At 48.3% G+C, this 18,774-nt stretch carries 16 protein-coding genes; 4 read left to right on the forward strand and 12 right to left on the reverse strand.

Annotated elements, in window-relative coordinates; genetic code table 11:
- Nucleotides 1-521: 521 nt before the first annotated feature.
- Complete coding sequence (locus HW560_RS07735; RefSeq protein ID WP_076287481.1) at nucleotides 522-1,022, reverse strand: NfeD family protein; 501 nt, start codon at nucleotides 1,020-1,022, stop codon at nucleotides 522-524.
- A gap of 185 nt (nucleotides 1,023-1,207) precedes the next feature.
- On the reverse strand, nucleotides 1,208-2,254 hold the full coding sequence (locus HW560_RS07740) for an AraC family transcriptional regulator (protein ID WP_179262646.1): 1,047 nt from the start codon (nucleotides 2,252-2,254) through the stop codon (nucleotides 1,208-1,210).
- 134 nt (nucleotides 2,255-2,388) lie between these two features.
- On the opposite strand from HW560_RS07740, the gene HW560_RS07745 reads away from it, so the two are divergent.
- Nucleotides 2,389-3,021, forward strand: coding sequence for an NAD(P)H-dependent oxidoreductase (locus tag HW560_RS07745; RefSeq protein ID WP_179262648.1), 633 nt, complete (start codon nucleotides 2,389-2,391; stop codon nucleotides 3,019-3,021).
- Nucleotides 3,022-3,112: 91 nt separating this feature from the next.
- Here HW560_RS07745 and HW560_RS07750 read toward each other — a convergent pair whose 3' ends face one another.
- From HW560_RS07750 to HW560_RS07760, 3 genes are all read right to left on the reverse strand, one after another.
- Nucleotides 3,113-4,114, reverse strand: a complete 1,002-nt coding sequence (locus HW560_RS07750) for a cation diffusion facilitator family transporter (protein ID WP_179262650.1) — start codon at nucleotides 4,112-4,114, stop codon at nucleotides 3,113-3,115.
- Nucleotides 4,115-4,313: 199 nt separating this feature from the next.
- The gene (locus HW560_RS07755; RefSeq protein WP_090903389.1) at nucleotides 4,314-5,084 is read right to left on the reverse strand and encodes a DODA-type extradiol aromatic ring-opening family dioxygenase; all 771 of its coding nucleotides are present in this window, start codon (nucleotides 5,082-5,084) and stop codon (nucleotides 4,314-4,316) included.
- A complete protein-coding gene (locus HW560_RS07760) occupies nucleotides 5,084-5,758 on the reverse strand; it encodes an alpha/beta hydrolase (RefSeq protein WP_256222248.1) in 675 nt (224 codons plus the stop codon). The genes HW560_RS07755 and HW560_RS07760 overlap by 1 nt, the downstream gene beginning before the upstream one ends.
- Nucleotides 5,759-5,984: 226 nt before the next feature.
- Here HW560_RS07760 and HW560_RS07765 point away from each other — a divergent pair, with 226 nt between their 5' ends.
- Nucleotides 5,985-6,350, forward strand: a complete 366-nt coding sequence (locus HW560_RS07765) for a glyoxalase superfamily protein (protein ID WP_090903391.1) — start codon at nucleotides 5,985-5,987, stop codon at nucleotides 6,348-6,350.
- Between the two features lie 71 nt (nucleotides 6,351-6,421).
- Complete coding sequence (locus tag HW560_RS07770) at nucleotides 6,422-6,970, forward strand: helix-turn-helix domain-containing protein (RefSeq protein ID WP_179262653.1); 549 nt, start codon at nucleotides 6,422-6,424, stop codon at nucleotides 6,968-6,970.
- A gap of 212 nt (nucleotides 6,971-7,182) precedes the next feature.
- Here HW560_RS07770 and HW560_RS07775 read toward each other — a convergent pair whose 3' ends face one another.
- From HW560_RS07775 to HW560_RS07795, 5 genes are all read right to left on the reverse strand, one after another.
- Nucleotides 7,183-7,902, reverse strand: a complete 720-nt coding sequence (locus HW560_RS07775; protein WP_090903393.1) for a 3-ketoacyl-ACP reductase — start codon at nucleotides 7,900-7,902, stop codon at nucleotides 7,183-7,185.
- A gap of 81 nt (nucleotides 7,903-7,983) precedes the next feature.
- Nucleotides 7,984-8,889 (reverse strand): DUF4097 family beta strand repeat-containing protein, encoded by a 906-nt coding sequence (locus tag HW560_RS07780; RefSeq protein WP_090903394.1) that lies wholly within the window; start codon nucleotides 8,887-8,889, stop codon nucleotides 7,984-7,986.
- A 2-nt stretch (nucleotides 8,890-8,891) separates the two neighbouring features.
- The gene (locus HW560_RS07785; RefSeq protein WP_179262655.1) at nucleotides 8,892-9,485 is read right to left on the reverse strand and encodes an HAAS signaling domain-containing protein; all 594 of its coding nucleotides are present in this window, start codon (nucleotides 9,483-9,485) and stop codon (nucleotides 8,892-8,894) included.
- Entirely contained in the window at nucleotides 9,478-9,807 is a 330-nt protein-coding gene (locus HW560_RS07790) for a PadR family transcriptional regulator (protein ID WP_076287486.1), read from the reverse strand. Before HW560_RS07790 ends, HW560_RS07785 begins: the two co-directional genes overlap by 8 nt.
- Before the next feature lie 276 nt (nucleotides 9,808-10,083).
- Nucleotides 10,084-11,628 (reverse strand): FAD-dependent oxidoreductase, encoded by a 1,545-nt coding sequence (locus HW560_RS07795; protein ID WP_179262657.1) that lies wholly within the window; start codon nucleotides 11,626-11,628, stop codon nucleotides 10,084-10,086.
- A 379-nt stretch (nucleotides 11,629-12,007) separates the two neighbouring features.
- Between HW560_RS07795 and HW560_RS07800 the strand changes: the two genes are divergently transcribed.
- Nucleotides 12,008-14,827 (forward strand): glycoside hydrolase family 3 C-terminal domain-containing protein, encoded by a 2,820-nt coding sequence (locus HW560_RS07800; protein ID WP_090903397.1) that lies wholly within the window; start codon nucleotides 12,008-12,010, stop codon nucleotides 14,825-14,827.
- A gap of 126 nt (nucleotides 14,828-14,953) precedes the next feature.
- Here HW560_RS07800 and HW560_RS34215 read toward each other — a convergent pair whose 3' ends face one another.
- Nucleotides 14,954-15,793, reverse strand: coding sequence for a methyl-accepting chemotaxis protein (locus HW560_RS34215; RefSeq protein WP_090903398.1), 840 nt, complete (start codon nucleotides 15,791-15,793; stop codon nucleotides 14,954-14,956).
- A gap of 506 nt (nucleotides 15,794-16,299) precedes the next feature.
- Entirely contained in the window at nucleotides 16,300-18,648 is a 2,349-nt protein-coding gene (gene metE / locus HW560_RS07810) for a 5-methyltetrahydropteroyltriglutamate--homocysteine S-methyltransferase (protein ID WP_179262659.1), read from the reverse strand.
- Nucleotides 18,649-18,774 lie beyond the last annotated feature (126 nt).

Below are 18,774 nucleotides of genomic sequence, written 5' to 3' on the forward strand. Positions count from 1 at the left end.
TGTTCTTTCGCTCAAAGCGCTAACGAATCTACCGCACCTTATTGGGCTGATTTCCGAGGGTTACGAATGCTAACGAACTTCAGCGAAGCTATTCTTTATAAAAATGGTGTTTAAACGGTAATAAGCCGCGGCTTAGACAGAATAGCGTCTCTCTAATTCGTTAAAACTTCAATCAGCATAAATCACCGCCAATAGCGTGTGTAAAGATCGTTAGAATAAATAGGGGTGCAGCTCGTCATTTCAATTGAATGACGAGCTGCACCCCTATATTTTTACCCTGCCTCAGAGCAAATAGCTCAGGTAGGTTGTCTTATCCTTGTTTGCACGTTAACGGAGGGGACAGAACAAACGAAGGAAGCGAAGCGTTCGCCTAAAAGCTTTCTGAAAGAAAGCTACTTCGAAAGCATACGCTTATCCCCGGATTTTCCCATTCTGGATGGGATTCAAAAAAAATCTGGGGATAACAGCGATCCGAAGTTGTTCTGTCACCGCAGTGATCAAGTGGAACGATTAGAAAATAACTACATGCGCTTTTTGCGACCCACAATGATCCATGCCCCGCCCATAATCAGCACAATGGCCACGAACGGCTGGACAAAGGACAGGCTGTTCAGCATCGTGCCAATCGACATCACGGAGAAGAATAACAATGAGATAACCGTCAGAATGTTGATCGGAATCAGCAACCATTTGTTACGGCCACCGAACCAATACAGTTCAAACAAACCTACTGCTACCGCAAGAATGAAGCCAGGCCACATCGTGCTCCAGTTACCGAAGAGCATGGCGATCTGGCTGACAATACCTGCCGTAAGCAAGATGCCACCGGGCACCAGCAATCCAATCCCTCGTCCAATCATGGAGAAATACAGCCAGTGGAAGAATAGCCCCAGTGGAATTACAAATAGGGTGGGCCAGAACGTGGCGAAGATTGTACCCGGACCAAGTGAACCTCCCTGGTTCAAAATCAGGTACACGCCGAGCAAAATAAGCACAGGCGCAAGGATGGTGCGTTTAGCCATGATATCTCTCCTTTTCAATACAAGATCAATTCCCGAACAATCATGGAGTATGTATTCTCGTTATTCACAGCATACCATGAACCGCAAACGGGTATCCTCGGTCTTTGGAGTTAAAGTGAACCTAGACTTTAGTCTAGGTTCAAAACATGTAATCCATATTCCCCTTAGAAGGATTGAAGTCGTAATTATTCAGCCACGGGCTGCATGGGCTGCTTGAGGCTCAAACGGTATTGCCCGGGCGTCTGTCCGGTCCACTTTTTGAAGGCATTCTGAAACGCGCTTTGCTCCGAAAAATGTAAGGCATACGCAATATCCCCCACGGAATAGGTTCCTTTCTGCAAATATCGCAATGCCATTTCCTTGCGTACCTGAACAGATATCTCATGAAACGTTGTATCTTCTTCACGCAATCTGCTCTGAAGTGTGCGAATGCTCACGCCCAGATACTCTGCGGTGTGTTGTAATGTGGGAAAGAAGGTTGGTAGGCTCTCCATCATCCACCGACTTACTTTGTCAGAGAATGATTGAGATGAATGAAGCTCATCTTTGCTTTCCTGAGCCATGGTTTCAAAGACCTTCAGCATTCTTGCATCCGAATATAATACGGGCTGATCCAGAATGTCTTTGTGCATTCGCAGGAGTGTACGGGTAGCCTCGAATCGCGGCTCTATTCCGAACATGCCAACATAAGGAGACAGATCGCCTGAAGCAGCAGGGGCTTGATGACTAAACTGTACCTCTTTTAACTCCACCCGGCGATTCGCTAGTTTGCTGATCAAATACACCATCGAGACAGACATATCTTCCACACAATGACGGGACATCTGCTTCTCCGAATGTTGCAAAGACAATTGAAGGATCAAATCCGTTCCGGCTACTTCCCAATCGAGATTAAATCCACTATATAGAATGATGTTATATCGTTGATAAGCAGCGAGTGCATCTCCAATCGTCTTGGAATGCATCATGACGTAACCGGGAAGTCCCAGGTCCGCGAAGTCCAGCAGTTGTCCCTGGTTCAATCCAAAATACAGATCATCCGAGTATCTCGCAGCATACTGCATAATACGTTCTAACTCTTCAACTGGAATACGGGCTTCCGGATTCTGCATCATAGCAGGATCTAAGCTGACGTACTCGAAAAACGCTTCGGATTCGTACCCTTTGTTCACCAGCGTCTTCATAATCGGATACAACATGGAAATGGACACACCGTGATTATGGTTGTTCATGCTACCCCCTTTTGCGCGAATCAGCAATGTTTCGGCGCCGTTGATCATTTGTTTATGTATGCGTTCATTCTATGCTTGTGATATGCCAGCTTCTTCAGCCTTCATGAATATGATTATACAGGAGGAACAGATGTATGAAATCAAATATTCTGGTGATTAATGGCCATCCTGATCCGCAAAGTTACTGCAAAGCACTATCGGAAGCCTATGTACAAGGAGCACGGAAATCAGGCAGTTCTGTGGAACTGATCGACCTGAGCCATATTCAGTTTAATCTCAATCTTCAGTACGGCTACCGTCAGCGGACAGAATTGGAACCTGATTTGGTGAGAGCTCAGGAATTGATTCGATGGGCGGACCATCTGGTGTTTGTATATCCGACATGGTGGGGTGTGATGCCCGCTATTTTGAAAGGGTTTATTGATCGGGTATTTTTGCCTGGCTTCGCGATGAAAGATCGGGAGAACTCGCCTCTGTGGGACAAATTGCTGAAAGGAAGGTCTGCCCATATCATTGTGACCATGGACACACCACGCTTGTACAATCGATTCATTTACAGACATGCAGGGCACCGGGTCATGAAATCCAATGTTCTCAAATTCTGCGGGATCTCCCCAGTACGTGTAACTGAGGTTAGTCCAATTAAAGGCTCCACTGAGGCATTCCGTCTGAAATGGCTGAATAAAATGATGGAGATGGGCATGAAGCAGGGTGGCAGAAACATAGCCCGTGATTGTCAGTCAGTGAATTCCAACCAACAAGTTTAGCGCAAGCTTTAGCAGCCATGTAGTTAGTTATGTAAAGAAGCCCACTCCGCGAAGAGTGGGCCTTTTTATATTATAAGAACAGGGCAATCCCTTATTTCACCGCATCCGAATGCTTCTTGCCCCAGCTGTTCACGCCATCATCTTCGATAATCGAGATGACTGCATCGGCGATGTCTGGATCTGTCATTAACTTTTCCTGGATACGGAACTTGATATCATCTGCATCGGCAAGACTCAGTCCTTTGGTCAGTTCAATCAGACCCTCGACGTGGTAATAACGACCTTCCTGAATAATGCGCATCATCTGGATATCTGCAACATGAGTGTCCGCCAGAATGGTCTGGGATACTTTATCCTCAACATCCTGTGGTGCTGCTACACCAATCAGTCCGATCATATTGTCATAACCGACACGGAAAGCGACAGCGATCATCAGGCATCCAATGATCGTCGTCACGATTCCATCGAGCAATGCAAAATTGGTCAGTGCAATGACGACGACAGAGACCAGTGCAAGTGTAGCACCGAGTACCGCTACAATATCTTCGTAAAATACAAGCCGTGTTGGCGGTGCGGCGCGTCCTACATTTTTGATCGCAGCAGGGAACAGGGCCAGGCCTGACGCCTTGGGCGCGCGTGCTTCGTGTAGAATCTCTTTCATCGCTTTGATCAAAATGGCTCCATCGATCACAATGTTAAGCACCAGCACGCCGATGTTAATCCAGATACCGCCAGAATGAGCAGCCGGATGCAGTAGTAGATGAATCCCTTCATGAATCGTTTCATACGCCATAATGGTAACAACGATAACGGCAATCATACAGAAAATGTTGATGACTCGCCCGAATCCGGTCGGAAAGCGGCGTGTAGGTTTTTTCTCGGACAACACACTCCCGACAAAGACAAACCCTTGGTTGATGGCATCGGCCAAAGAGTGCATCGCCGAGGCGAACATGGCGCCACTGCCACTGAATAGAAAGGCTCCTCCTTTGCACAGTGCAAGTACAGCATTTCCTGCCATCGCTACGGCCGAGGATGTGTTTCCCTTTTTGACGAGAGACATTAAGCTCTCAGACTTTGGTTGTTCAGCCACTTCGAATGTTCCTCCCAGAAAGATGTGATAGGTGTAGAAAGAGTATTCCTTAATTACAGCTTGGTCATTTCCACTAAATGTTATTATAGCTTGCTTTACAACTCCCAGCATTATGCAAAAAAGGTCATATCACTAAAAACACCCGTGCGAGTTCGCACGAGTGTCTGGTTATTTTAATATAAGGTGTTATATCAATCGATCAATCAAATTTCCAGCATGACAGGCTCAGGTTACCATACTGATAGGCTTTAAACAGGAGCGATGCCTTCTTGTTCTGATCTCCCGCACCCATGGCGAGCAGCAATGGTACAAAATGCTCTGGCGTAGGCACGGCTGCTTGGGCTGATGGTGCCAGTTTATCATATGCGAAGAGGGACGTCGTATCCCAGCTTACCAGCTTGTCTTGCAGCCAGTTGTCAAACGCCATCGCCCAAGGGTCAACGCCTGCGCTTTCCCAGTTTAACTGACGCAGGTTGTGTACCGTTCCTCCACTGCCAATGACGAGAACATCCTGCTCACGCAAAGTAGCCAGCGCTTGTCCTACCTGATATTGCTGTTCATTGGAAAGATAACGATTCACGGATAAAGCAACGACCGGAACGTCCGCATTCGGATAGAGTAGACGGAGGACGACCCATGCACCGTGGTCCAAACCACGAACGGAGTCACTTTCTACCGGAATACCAGCATCTGCGAACAGGCGCTGGATTTCCGCTGTTGTCTCTTCGCGTCCCTGAGCAGGATATTTGATCTGATACAGCTCGGGCTGGAAGCCGCCGAAATCATAGATGGTCTCGTAATTGGCTACTGAAGAAACCAATTGAGTTGTAGATTCCCAGTGAGCAGAGAACAATACGATCGCTTTGGGTTTCGGCAGTTCCTGTCCAAGTTGTTGCAGAAACTCAGTGTAGGCATTTTCCTCCAGTGCGAGTGATGGTGCACCGTGAGCGATAAACAGGGATGGCATCATTATGAATTCAGTCCTTTCGGGTCTTCGGCAGTCAGCTTGGCATCCGTCCGAAGCCATTGTTGAAATTGTTGATATAAGTCGGGGGTGACTTGGTGTCCACCGTGATATGGAACGTACGTAACGTTAGTGGTCTGTTCACGGAAAAAGCTGGCGTTATCTTCGCCAAGTTGCAGCGGGAAGAGATGATCCTGATCGCCATGCGATATAAATACTGATAACTCCAAGTTGGGCTGTATCTTGTATTCGTCTTTTACAAATTGCGGAATGTAACCACTCATGGCTACAATTCCCTTGATTGCATCACCCATGATCAGCGAAAGCGTCATCGCCATAATGGCTCCTTGACTGAATCCGGCGATGTAACGCCGTGCGGGATCAATGGCATATTTGGCGGAAAGGTCAACCATTAGCTGCTGCAGTCCCTGAACAGAGGCGTCGAACAACTCACGGACGGGATTGCCAATGCTTTTAATTTGAAAATAGGCGTAGCCGCTCCCCTGAACAATAGGCCCACGTACGGCGACGATAATAAAATCGGACTGAAGAGGCTCCATTAAACGAAGCATATCCTGTTCATCCGAACCCATACCATGCAGGGCAAAGATAACGGGATATTGTTGTTCTGTATTGTAATCGGAAGGAAGCCGAACCTCGTAAGTCATTGAATAATTCAATGCAAACACCACCTGATAAGAAATAGGTATAATCAAAATAAAGTTCACTAATATGAAATTAATATTCTTATATATGAACAAAATTTATCATGATTCCATTGTAGGGTCAATATTTTTTTTGTATTATGAAAATATGTTCCGTATACGAATTCTATAATGCTCGATAACGATGTATCAGGCGGATCGCCAAAGGAATCCACATATTACTCCCAAGGACGTGATAATTATGGTCAGCGGAATCGTACCTATTCTGAGGATATTTGATGAAGACAAGGCTAAAGAGTTCTACCTGGAATATCTAGGTTTTCGATTGGATTGGGAACATCGGTTTGAGCCAGATTTGCCGCTATATATGCAGGTATCTCTGGACTCCATTCAATTGCATCTATCCGGACATCATGGCGATTGTACACCTGGAGCGGCTTTACGAATAGAAACGGACGCGCTCGATCCATTATGTGAGGAGCTTAATCGGAAAAAGTACAAGCATTCCAGACCTGGCATTACCGACACGCCGTGGAATCTAAGGGAAATGACAGTGATTGATCCATTTGGCAACCGGATTGTTTTTTATGAACCTAACGCAGAATAAGATGAAGTAATGAATATTCAGTTCGGGATATACAGATCGGATATACAGATCAAAAAGGGGGAGATTGCAGCATGGATATTGGTCTAGCCATTCGTACGATCCGCAAACAAAAACAGATCACCATCATGCAATTGTGTGAGGGTACGGGGCTGTCCAAGGGATTTATCAGCAACGTGGAAAATAATAAAACATCACCGTCCATCGCGACACTCGAAAGTATCGCGGATTATCTGGAAGTGCCACTGCCATACTTGCTGCTGTCACCGGAGCAGCGGATGAACGTGGTGCGCAAGGATGAGCGCAAGGAGACGACTGCCGGAAGTGGGCAGATCAAAGTACAGCATCTAACGGCCAAGGGCGCCATGCGCATGTCCATTGTGGAGCTGCCAGCAGGTGCATCGACTGGAGTTAATAAGCACGCCGGAGAAGAGAGCCATCTGGTTCTGCAAGGCCGAATTCGCGCAGAGCAGTGTGAGGATGTAGAGATTCTGGAAGCGGGGGATTCATTCAGCTGGAATGCCGTCGTTCCCCATGAAGTAACCAATATTGGGGAAGAGCCCGCAGTAGTGCTGATCGCCGTATCCAAGGAGCTGGATTTGGACCATTTGTGGAACGCATAAGCAGAGGATCGTGGAATGGAGAAGTAACGCTGCATTAATCATAAGGGTAGAGAATCAGCATGAAGAATCGTATTCGGACACGATGGCAGCTGCTGAATATGTAAAAGGCCGCCCAGAGGTTTCTCGGGCGGCCGGAAGGCGACGGAGTGCATCATTAGAAATGGTTGCTTCCGTCATTCATTGTTCTCTATATATGGTATGACTGATCCTGCTTACTGTGGATTAGTTGTCCAGATGCCTGCGGCTTTAACAAATACACGGTCCGACAGCTTGAGCGTCGCCAAAGCCAGTTCAGCTACGTCTTCTGCTTGCATCATACGGTCTTCGTCACCAACTTTGAGTCCGGCATTGGTTGCCAGCTCCGTGTTCACTGTACTTGGTGTTAACGCAGTAACCCGGATATTGGATTTGCGCACTTCCTGCATCAGGGATTCGGTCATGCCGAGCAGTGCGAATTTGGAAGCACAGTAGGCTGAGCCTGTCGCAAATCCACGCTCGCCTGCGGTGGAGGCGATGTTGATAATGCTGCCGCTGCTTTCCTTAATCATGCTTGGCAGAACAGCACGAGTTACATAGTATGTACCCATGACATTAACATGCAGGATACGTTCCCACTCTTCCGGGTCCATGTCCAGCAGTGTGCCGAAGCTTGCAATGCCTGCATTGTTGATCAGAATGTCGACTGCGCCAAGCTCCATCTCGATTGCAGCTACGGCTGCTTCAGCCTGCGTACGATCGGAAATGTCCGCTATGGCACTGGTTACTTTTACACCATATTCCTGGCTCAGCGATTGCTGGAGAGCCTCCAGATCGGAGGCCGTCCGAGCGATCAGTCCGAGATGTACACCTTCCTTGGCAAGTGCTTCAGCAATGGCACGGCCAATACCTTTACCGGCGCCAGTGATGACGGCCGTTTTATTTTTAAGTTCCATGTGGGTAACTCCTCCTTAGAATTGGACTAGCATTTAATTATACTATATTACCCACAGTTCGAATATTTGCTTCATCATGATTTATGAAGATTGTTTGATTTTGATGCTGCCTGAGGTAGTGCGAGCTTTGATGACATCCCGGCTTACCATGGGGGAATCAGGTATATTTACATCACCAGAAATGGCCTGTGCATCGTAAATGCCGTCAAAATCAGGCGCCGCCTGTATGGAAATATCTCCTGACTGTCCCGATACATCAATAGGACCGGAAACTTCTTGCTCAATCTTCACACTGCCGGAAGTGAACTTAACATTTGCTGCACCGTTCAATTGCGTAATATTGGTATCTCCCGACTGTACACTTCGGGTCACATCGCCATCAATGCCATTCAGCGTGAAACTTCCGGAAGTTTGTTTGACTTCCATATCTCCCGCAATTGCCGCTGCTTTAATGTCTCCTGAAGTTAGATCGAGTTGAATGGTTGGTACGGTAATATCCTGAAGGTGAATGCTTCCAGACGTATTATTAAGGTCCAAGGTATTGGCATGCAGACCCTTCAGATCCAGATCGCTGGAAGAAGAGGTGATATTAACTTCATCCAGCTGATGTCCTTCAGGTAGCGCAACTGTGATCGTTTGCTGCTGATTATTCCAATAAAGGGTGAAAAATTGCAAACGCAAACGCGCTTCCTGGTTTAACGTAAAGGTTCCATCCTTGATCGAAGCCTGTTTAAAACCTTCAATTACGGCCGGATCCCACTTTCCGTCGACTTCAATGTAGCCATTGGAATCCGGACTGACAACGAATTCAATATCTGCGCTTAAGTTGGCATTCATCATGATATTGTGCAGCTCATCATTTTTGAATTCCCAACGTTTGGAGTAAGGTTCTCTCTTGTCTCCGAACTGAACTCCGTAAATGGAGGTTCCGAGCAAACCGATGCCGATACATAGTATGGCTAAAGCGATCCATTTTTTGGTGCTCATGACTAGACATCATCCCCTTTCATCGTCTTTTGATTCCATCTTATATACTGAAGAGTGATTGACTTAAAGGATTTAAACACCGATTTTGTCGCAATGGCGAATAGAATGCCTATACCGAATACTCCAATCGAAACGAACAATTCAGAATACTCGAAATGGCCGAGATATAAGAAATCCACAGCAGCAGCAACCGGGGCTAATACCAGCAGCGATAAACTGGCAATGGTGAGCCATATCGACCACAGAGTCAATCCTAGCGGAATGGCCAATATGATGTTCAGGAAAAAAAGTCCGATGGCTGTGAAGAAGTTGCGTGCAGCTCGATTTCCCTTCTTTTGCTGTGAACGCATTTCTTCGAATGTTGGCGCATAGAACGGATCGGATCCAGGCGTAAGTGCATCATACCGATCACCTAACGCTTCTTTGGCAATCTCGATCGGATGCCCCAGTTCCCGTGCAATCTCTTCTGCCGGTCTTCCTTCTCTTAATCCCATCTCAAAATGCTGTTCATAATCAGCGAGCAATTCGGCCCGTTCCAGCGGGTCCATCGGTCTTAGATGAATCTCCATGGCCTGCATGAATTGTTGTCTATTCATTGGGGGTACCTTCCTCTATAAGATTTGCGACATTGCGCACAAAACTATTCCATTCATTCGTGAGAGTCTTCATATAGTCCCGTCCGGTATCAGACAGTTTGTAATACTTACGTGGTGGGCCTTCACTGGATTCCTGCAGGTAAGTCGTACAATAGCCGTCATTGACCAACCTTCGCAAAAGGGGATACAGCGCACCTTCCGCCACTTCAATATGCTGGGATACAGCCTGAGCCAGTTCGTAGCCGTAACGATCCTGGCGGTTGATCAGCACGAGGACGCATAGTTCCAGCACCCCTTTTTTGAATTGAATATTAACATTCACTTGGGTTCCTCCTTGTTGCTCCCTATCCAATCACTAGTGTGTATTGTTCAGTAGTCGTGAATTCATCATAGCATCCGGTACTGTTTAATGCAAGGTAGTGATTTTAAAATAGTTCCATATCACGATGTCCCGCTAAGTTGGACTCATTTCGTTGTCTCGCTAATTTACCTATAGATCAGCATACGCAAAACCCGAATCGATTACTTCCGTCTGCAGACGGATTCCGATTCGGGTCTATGGGATGAAGATATACGCTGATGGGGGTATCAGCTTCGTTTATTCTTGTGCTTCCAGCACCTTAAGGTCTTTAACGGCAGGGCCTTCAATGACTTTGCCCGCATAATCGTAGCGTGATCCATGGCATGGGCAATCCCATGAACGTTCCCCGGCATTCCATTCCACTTCACAACCTAAATGGGTGCAGGTAGTATCCACCAGAAAGAGTTTGCCAGTCGGGTCCTTGTAGGCGCCAGCACGTTTGCCGTCATGGCGAACAACAGCCCCTTCATCGTTGCCGAGTTCTCCCGTGTTTTTGTGAATAATGCCGACTTTGCCAGAGATCAGTTCCGCGGCTACATTGACATTCTCTACAAGGAAGTTTTTCACACCAGGGTCTACCTTGAATCGTGCAGGATCGAATACAGCAGCGTAAGCGTTGTCGCGTCCGGTAATCCGGTCCGTAAGGATATGCCCAGCCATCGTTCCTGTGGTCATGCCCCATTTGGCAAAGCCGGTAGCCACATAGACACGTTCATGTCGTCCAGTAATTGGCCCAATGTAAGGGACCTTATCGATGGAGATCAGATCCTGGGCTGACCAGCGGAAAGGGATGCTGCGAATGCCAAATGTATCGGCTGCATAGCGCTCCAAATTTTCATAATGACCGACCGTGCAGATGCCCTGTCCGGTTTTGTGATTTTCCCCTCCAAAGAGGATGTGTTCCTTCTCTTTATGAATGACGGTACGCAGGGATCGATAGGGTTCATCGTCAGAGATGTACATGCCACCTGTGAAAGGTTTCTGAGGTTCAACAACAACAGCATAGGAACGCTCAGCGTGAAGCCGTGAAAAATAAAATCCAGGGTCATAGACCGGGAAATGGGAGGCCACAACGACATGTTCGGCCGTTACGGATGGACCATTCTCATGTGTACGCACATGCAGTGAGGCGTCTTCCTCCACATCGGTTACCGTTGTATGTTCGAAGATGCGGACACCTTGTTTGACTGCGGATTCCAGCAGGTAATGCAAATAACGGAGCGGGTCAAAGCGAGCCTGTCCCGGCATTTTAATCCCTGCCCTGGACGGAACAGGGATGGGAAGGGGATCAACCCATTGACCAGGAATATTCAGCTTGCCATAGGCAGTCAGCTCGATCTCCAGCTTCTTGAGATTCTCCTCGGATTGAATGTAGACATAGGCATCTTCCTCAGCCCACTGGCAATCAATCTGTTTCTCTTTCACCAGATCGCGCATCCACTTGGCAGCTGTTGCATTGCCTTCATAATACATGCGGGCCTGTTCTTCTCCAAAATGGTGAAGCAATTCATCAAATATGACGCCATGCTGCGCCGATACCTTGGCCGTTGTATGGCCGGTTGTGCCATCCAGTACTTTTCCGGCTTCAAGCACAACGACACGCATGCCCTTCTGGGCCAGCAAATAGGCTGTTGTGATACCTGCAATTCCTGCTCCGATAATGGCGACATCGGCGGTTGTATTTTCTGTCAGTTTCGGATATTCATTGAATGTGTTTGTCGCTCTCCACAGGGATTCCGGTATGGAAGGCAAACCTGTCGGGGGCTGTTGATGGTCACTCACTCGATGTTCCTCCTTCAATATTCTTCTTCATTAAGGACTATGCTTAGCTCAATAAGTACGTCATATCTATACTCCTATCCATGATTACCATCCTGTGCCAGAATAAAACGATTGACCGCATACTTTCCTGAGGAAAGTTCACATTTTCCTGTGAAGCCCCCTGTTTTTTTTGCTAAACATGCTATATGATAGATTTACCGAAATCGTTTTAGTAAATCAAAAGAAGAGTTAACGAAGGTTTGTAAAGTGCTTGTTATAAAAGGTTAAATCTTCGAATTGAGAGGTCGGATACATCAAGATTTTATCGTATTAATTTATCGATTATGTATCCGCTATCATTCCAAATAAATCAATGAATGCCCAAAGGAGATTCCATATCATGACCAACCAAACGAAATATCCTTTCCAGGATACAACGCTCGAACTGGATACACGTGTAAAGGACCTCGTGTCCCGTCTGTCGGAAGATGAGAAAATCGAATCCATGCTGCAATACCAACCCGCAGTAGAACGACTGGGAATCGCAGCATACAAACACGGAACAGAAGCAGCACATGGCCTGGCCTGGCTTGGCGAAGCGACTTCCTTCCCGCAGCCGGTAGGGCTGGCGTGTACCTGGGATGCGGACCTGATGAAAGAGATCGGCTCCGTGATCGGAGACGAGGCACGTGTATTTTACAAACGCAATCCCGCAGTAAACGGTCTGACGCTGTGGGCACCTACGGTTGATATGGAGCGTGATCCGCGTTGGGGTCGGAACGAAGAAGCTTATGGTGAAGATCCGGAACTGACTGCTGAGCTGACAACGGCCTTGGTTAAGGGAATTCAGGGCGATCATCCGAAGTATTACAAGGCGGTTGCCACGTTGAAGCATTTCCTGGCTAACAATAATGAAGTGGACCGGGGCAGTGGTTCATCGAGCATTGATCCGCGCAACATGCGTGAATATTATCTGAAGGCGTTCGAGAAACCGTTCAAAGAGGGCGGCGCGCAGTCCATGATGACCGCGTACAACTCTATTAATGGTACACCAGCATTGCTGCATCCGTTTGTAAACGAGATTGTGAAGGGCGAATGGGGCATGGATGGCTTCATCGTCAGTGATGCAGGCGATGTCATGGGGATCAAGAACGATCATAAATACTATGATTCGCACACACCAGGTACAGTGGAGTCCGTCAAAGCCGGAATTGACAGCATTACCGATGATGCGGATCTGTCGAAGCAGGCGCTGCGCGAAGGGTTGGAGCAAGGCACACTCACAATGGAAGATATCGATCTGGCATTGTTCAATACGTTCCGTGTGCGTTTCCGTCTGGGTGAATTCGATCCGGCGGAGGGCAATCCATATGCTTCGATTGGTGAAGAAGCGATGATGACGGAGAAGGCAAAGGCCCTGTCATTGAGAGCAGCGAGAGAACAAGTGGTACTGCTCAAAAATGTTCAAGGCACGCTGCCGCTGGATAAAACAAAATCCGGCAAAGTGGCTGTGATTGGTCAACTGGGCGGAACAGTCTATCGTGACTGGTATGCAGGAACCATGCCATATAGTGTATCCCCGCTTGAAGCGATCAGTGGCAAAGTAGGCGGCGACAAGGTTGCATTCAAGGACGGCAACGACCGCATTACTTTGACTTCCGTGGCAAGTGGCAAAGCTGTCGGATTGGCTGAAGATGAGAAATCATCCATCATTGCTTCTGGGAATGCTGAGACATTTACACTGAGTGACTGGGGCTTTGGCAGTTACACACTGAAGGCAGACCGTAATGGGAAATACCTGACGACAGATGAAGAAACGGTTACGGCATCGGCGGATGAAGTGTATGGCTGGTTTGTGAAGGAAGTATTCCATCTGTTGCCTCAACAGGACGGAAGCGTGGGGCTGACCACTTGGAACGGTAAAACAGTAACAGCACCCAATGGTGGAAACGATGCGTTTGCGGTATCCGAAGAGTTGAAATCTTTCGGTGCTACGGAAACGTTCAAAAAGGATATTGTGGTGAATGGACTAGAGGAAGCGGTAACGGCCGCGAAGGAAGCGGAGACGGCGATTGTATTTGTCGGCAATAATCCGCTTGTGAATGGTAAAGAAGAGATCGACCGTCCAGGTCTGGATCTGGCTGAATCCCAGCAGCGTCTGATTGAAGCCGTCTATGCAGCGAATCCAAATACCGTTGTAGTTATCGTGGGAAGTTACCCGTTCACGTCCAACTGGGTGCAGGAGAACATCCCGGCTGTATTGTATACATCCCATGCTGGACAAGAGTTGGGGAACGCTGTGGCTGACGTATTATATGGCGATTATGCGCCTGCAGGCCGCCTGAATATGACGTGGGTACAATCTGCAGATCAGCTGACCGATATCAGAGACTACGATATCATTCAATCTGGACGTACGTATCAGTACTTTGAAGGTGACGTACTGTATCCATTCGGACATGGATTAACGTATGCAGCGTTTAAATACAGTAATTTGGAACTGAACCCGGCCCAAGCTGGAGTCGACGAAACCATTACTGTGCAAGTGGACGTGACGAATACAGGAAAGATCGCTAGTGATGAGGTCGTGCAGTTGTATGTGCGTGCCGGACAGTCCCGTGTGAAACGTCCACTCAAAACGTTAAAAGGGTTCCGTCGTCTTTATATCGAAGCTGGAGCTACAGTAAAAGTCAGCTTCACACTGCCCGTTCAAGAACTGGCGATCTGGGATGTAACCCGTGATCGTTATGTGGTCGAAAGCGGCACGTACTCCATTATGGTGGCCAAATCTTCTGCTGATGTTCAGCTTGTTGCTGATCTGACAGTACAAGGGGAGACCATTCCTTCACGTAATCTGGGTGTGGCTACACGCGCCGAAAATTACGATGCATACTTCGGTGTGGATCTGGATGAGAGCAAGGAAGGTGGAACTTCTGTCCGTGTGATTGGTGAACAAGGATGGGTTGCCTTCAAGGATGCAGATCTGGGCGGCGGCGCAGCAGCGCTTGAAGCTCGTGTATCATCAGAGCAGGCAGATGCGGTACTGGAAGTTCGACTGGGCGCACCTGATGGTACACTGGCTGGACGCGTGGAACTGGCACAAGGCGAGGCACAGCAGTGGTCCACGGTTAAGGCAGACCTGCAAGGCGCATCAGGTCAACAGGATGTATACCTCGTGTTGTCCGCAGGAGTTCGTGTCAGCCATTTCCAGATTCGTTAAGTCGATAGAATAACATTAGCAAGATGACCAAATTGGAATGATAGTAAATGACAAAGCCTCCGAAGAGATTCGGAGGCTTTTTGTTTGTGCGTTTGGTTGAGTGGGTTAGGAGTTTCGTTTTCGTTTTTACTTTCCGTCAAACGTAATCAGTTTGTGCACAAATTTTTTCAATTGCTGGTTCGTTGCATTCAACTGCTCGATCGTGCTCATAAAATTGTTAACCAGTTCCGCTTGCTCCTGAGAACTCGCGGTGATCTCCCCAAGTTCATTCTCCATCCCCTGAATGGATTGGCGGACGGAGAGGAGAGACTCTTCAATACGCGTAGTCGCTTCCTTTGTATCTACGGACAGCTTGCGGATTTCCTTGGCGACCACGCCAAATCCTGCACCTGCTTCACCGACACGAGCAGCTTCGATGGCGGCATTCAGGCCGAGCAGATTTGTTTGCTCCGAGATTTCACGGATGAAGCTGGCGACCTGAGTCACGTTGCCTGATTTCTGTACAGCTTGTTTGGAGTTGTTGCGAATCTCTTCGGTGGTGGCGCTCAGCTCCTCCGAATGTGCAGCCACGTGCTGAACGCTGTCAATCAACTGGTTGGTCAAATTTTCGGTCACATTCATGAGCTGCTGCAGCTGATCCTGATCATCCATACTGTAGAGCAGGTTGAATATAGCGATGACCTCGCCCTGTTCATTTTTGATCGGAAGGTAGGCGACATCAAACGGTACTCCAAATAACTCCTTCGGGTAATGATCAAATTGTTTGTCCGTACCGCCTTTCAGATCGGCAAAATTTCGATTAGGCTCGAGCAGTGGATCACCTGCTTTGAACTCCAGTTGTTTCAACGACTCTCCTGCGGAAAAATACAGGAATTTCTCCCGGTCAATAATGGAAAGGGTTACATCTTGGCGAATCGTATCCCGAAAAAAGGGCATACATGCGATTAATGATTGAATCATATCCATTGGAAAGTTCCATCTCCTCAATTTTTGATCTGATAAATGATTGTTTTAAATGGTTATTTAATAACTGTCTATATCATATATCGTCATGCAATAGAGAATAAAATAGAGAGAAATGATAATATGTGTACCTTTAGAAGAGTTAGCTGTAGTTTCAACCAGATAAACAAATATAATGATGGTAAATGAAAAGGGGATGTCCCAGAAGTCATGAATATGACAGGGTACATCCCTTGTTCGTCTTATTTTGTTTTAATGAACCAGAAACACGCTATTCGCTCCCATTTGCCCAGACCTGAGATCTAACGAATCACAGAGACGTTATTTCGGCGAATCGGTCCATTTTTCGGGTTTTGACAACGTGTTATGACGAAATAGCGTTACTGAGATTCGTTAAATCTTGCAAGCGTTGATGATCCGCCTGTTAAGGTGCGGTAGGTTCGTTAGCGCTTGGAGCGAGGCGGAATTCCTTTGGGAACAGCCCCATTGTTTGCATTCACAAGCTTCGTTTATATGGAGGACTCTGCCGTTACTCGTTCTCTTGCCGTACGAGCAGCGTCTACCATGATGCTTAATGCATCCACAACTTCCGCTTTACCACGTGTTTTCAGTCCGCAGTCAGGATTCACCCAGAACAGATCTGCTGGCAGCACTTGAAGTGCACGCTCAATCATATTCAACATCTCGTCCTTGCCCGGAACACGCGGACTATGGATATCGTATACACCGAGTCCGATACCTTTGTCATACGTATTCTGCTCGAAGCTGCCTACCAGTTCCCCATGGCTGCGGGATGTCTCGATCGAGATCACATCTGCATCCAGGTCGCTGATCGCTTCAATAATATCATCGAACTCGCAGTAGCACATATGGGTATGCACTTGCGTTGTTGGTTTTACGGTTGCAGTAGCCAAACGGAAGGATTCCACGGCCCATTGCAGGTACTCATCCCACTTGCTTCGTTTGAGTGGAAGTCCTTCGCGCAGAGCTGGCTCATCGACCTGAATCATCTCAATGCCTGCTTGCTCCAGCGCTTCAACCTCGTCCCGAATGGCGCGAGCAATCTGGTAGGATACTTCACTGCGTGGAATATCCGAGCGTACAAAGGACCAGTTCAGGATCGTTACCGGACCTGTGAGCATTCCTTTCACCGGTTTGCTGGTCAGTGTCTGGGCATAGGCTGTTTCTTTCACCGTCATCGGTTCATTGAACAGCACATCTCCGTAAATTACAGGTGGCTTCACGCAGCGTGAGCCGTAGGATTGTACCCAGCCATTTTTGGTGAAGGCGAATCCAGTCAGCTTTTCACCGAAAAACTCAACCATATCGGTACGTTCGAACTCACCGTGTACCAGCACATCCAGACCAATTTCCTCCTGAATGGTAATCCATTCCTGGATCTGTTCACGTACATAGGCGTCATATTGCTCCGCATTCCATTCCCCTTTACGGAAGAGTGCGCGTGCTTTGCGCACGTCCGCCGTTTGCGGGAAGCTGCCAATGGTTGTGGTTGGCAGCAGCGGGAGCGACCATTTTTGCTGCTGCAATTCGCGTCGCTCCTGGAATGACGCGTTTCGGAGCAGCTGCTCATCAGCATGCACCCCTGCAGGCGCACCACTTAGGCGTGTCCGTGATTCGGACTCGCTCAGCAGGCGCACCGCTTCGGTGCTTGCCTGGGCGCGGCGGCGGGCTTCAGCCAAAGCCGCTGCTTGGTCCGCCTGCTTTGCACCGCCGGACAACAACGTGCCGAGCGTCGCTATTTCCTCCAGCTTCTCGTCGGCAAATGCCAGGGCATTGCGCAGTACCGGATCAAGCGCGCTCTCTTGAGCGGCAGTAACCGGTACATGCAACAGGCTGCAGGAAGGCTGAATGATCAGCTTGCCTTCGGCTGCGAATTCAGCTACCTGCTCCAGCAGCTTCGCCGTCTCTGCGAGATCGGCGCGCCAGATGTTGCGCCCGTCGATGACACCGGCGCCCAACCATTTATCCTGCGGGAAGCCATGCTCCCGCAGGCTGGTGAAGTTGCCTTCATAGCCGTGGACCAGGTCCAGGCCGATTCCGGCAACAGGCAGAGCTGTCACGACCGGATAAGCTTCCACCGATTCGAAATACGTTTGAAGCAGCAGCTTCAACTCCGGTGCAGCTTGTGCCAAGGCAGCATACACCTGTTGCAGCAAGGCTTCATCTTCGGAAGAGACAGCCAGCGTCAGAGCAGGCTCGTCGATCTGTACCCACTGTACGCCTTCTGCCTGAAGCTCAGACAGAAGCTGGGCGTACACTGGAACGAGACGTGTGACGATCTCTGCAAAGCGTTCCGCGTCATAGCCTTTGGCGAACCGTACATACGAGTACGGACCGACCACAACCGGTTTACCTTCCAGCCCAAGCTCCTGCTTCGCTTCGCGATAGGCGGCAAGGGGTTTATTTTCAAGCAATGCAAATGCAGTATCATTATGAATCTCAGGTACGATGTAGTGATAGTTGGTGTTCAGCCACTTGGTCATCTCACAGGCGGTTGCCTCATCATTACCCCGGGCCATGGCGTAGTAGGTAGATACGGATACCGGTCCGCCTGCATGGTTAAAGCGCTCAGGAACGACGCCAAACATCGCGGATACGTCAAGCATATGATCATAATAGGAGAAGTCGCCCACAGGAATCAGATCGAGCTGCTGTGCCTGCTGTTTCTTCAGATCCTGCAACCGAAGCGAGGTCAGCTCCTGATGAAGCGTGGATTCATCGATTCGGCCAGCCCAGAAGGACTCCAGTGCTTTTTTCCATTCGCGTCCCGCACCGATGCGGGGGTAACCGAGGTTGCCTGTCCGTACTTGTGGCTGTTGTTGCTGTGATTGCGACATGTAAAATTCCTCCTCATTAATAATGATGATCATCCGGTTGAAGCTATTGTGTTGTGTTTCATTTGAAAGCATCAAAAAAAGGCATTCCTTCCGATTCCATACCCCCGAGAAACAGGCATCATGAAT

The sequence above is a fragment of the Paenibacillus sp. E222 genome (assembly GCF_013401555.1).
In the GTDB taxonomy this organism is placed as follows: Bacteria; Bacillota; Bacilli; order Paenibacillales; family Paenibacillaceae; genus Paenibacillus.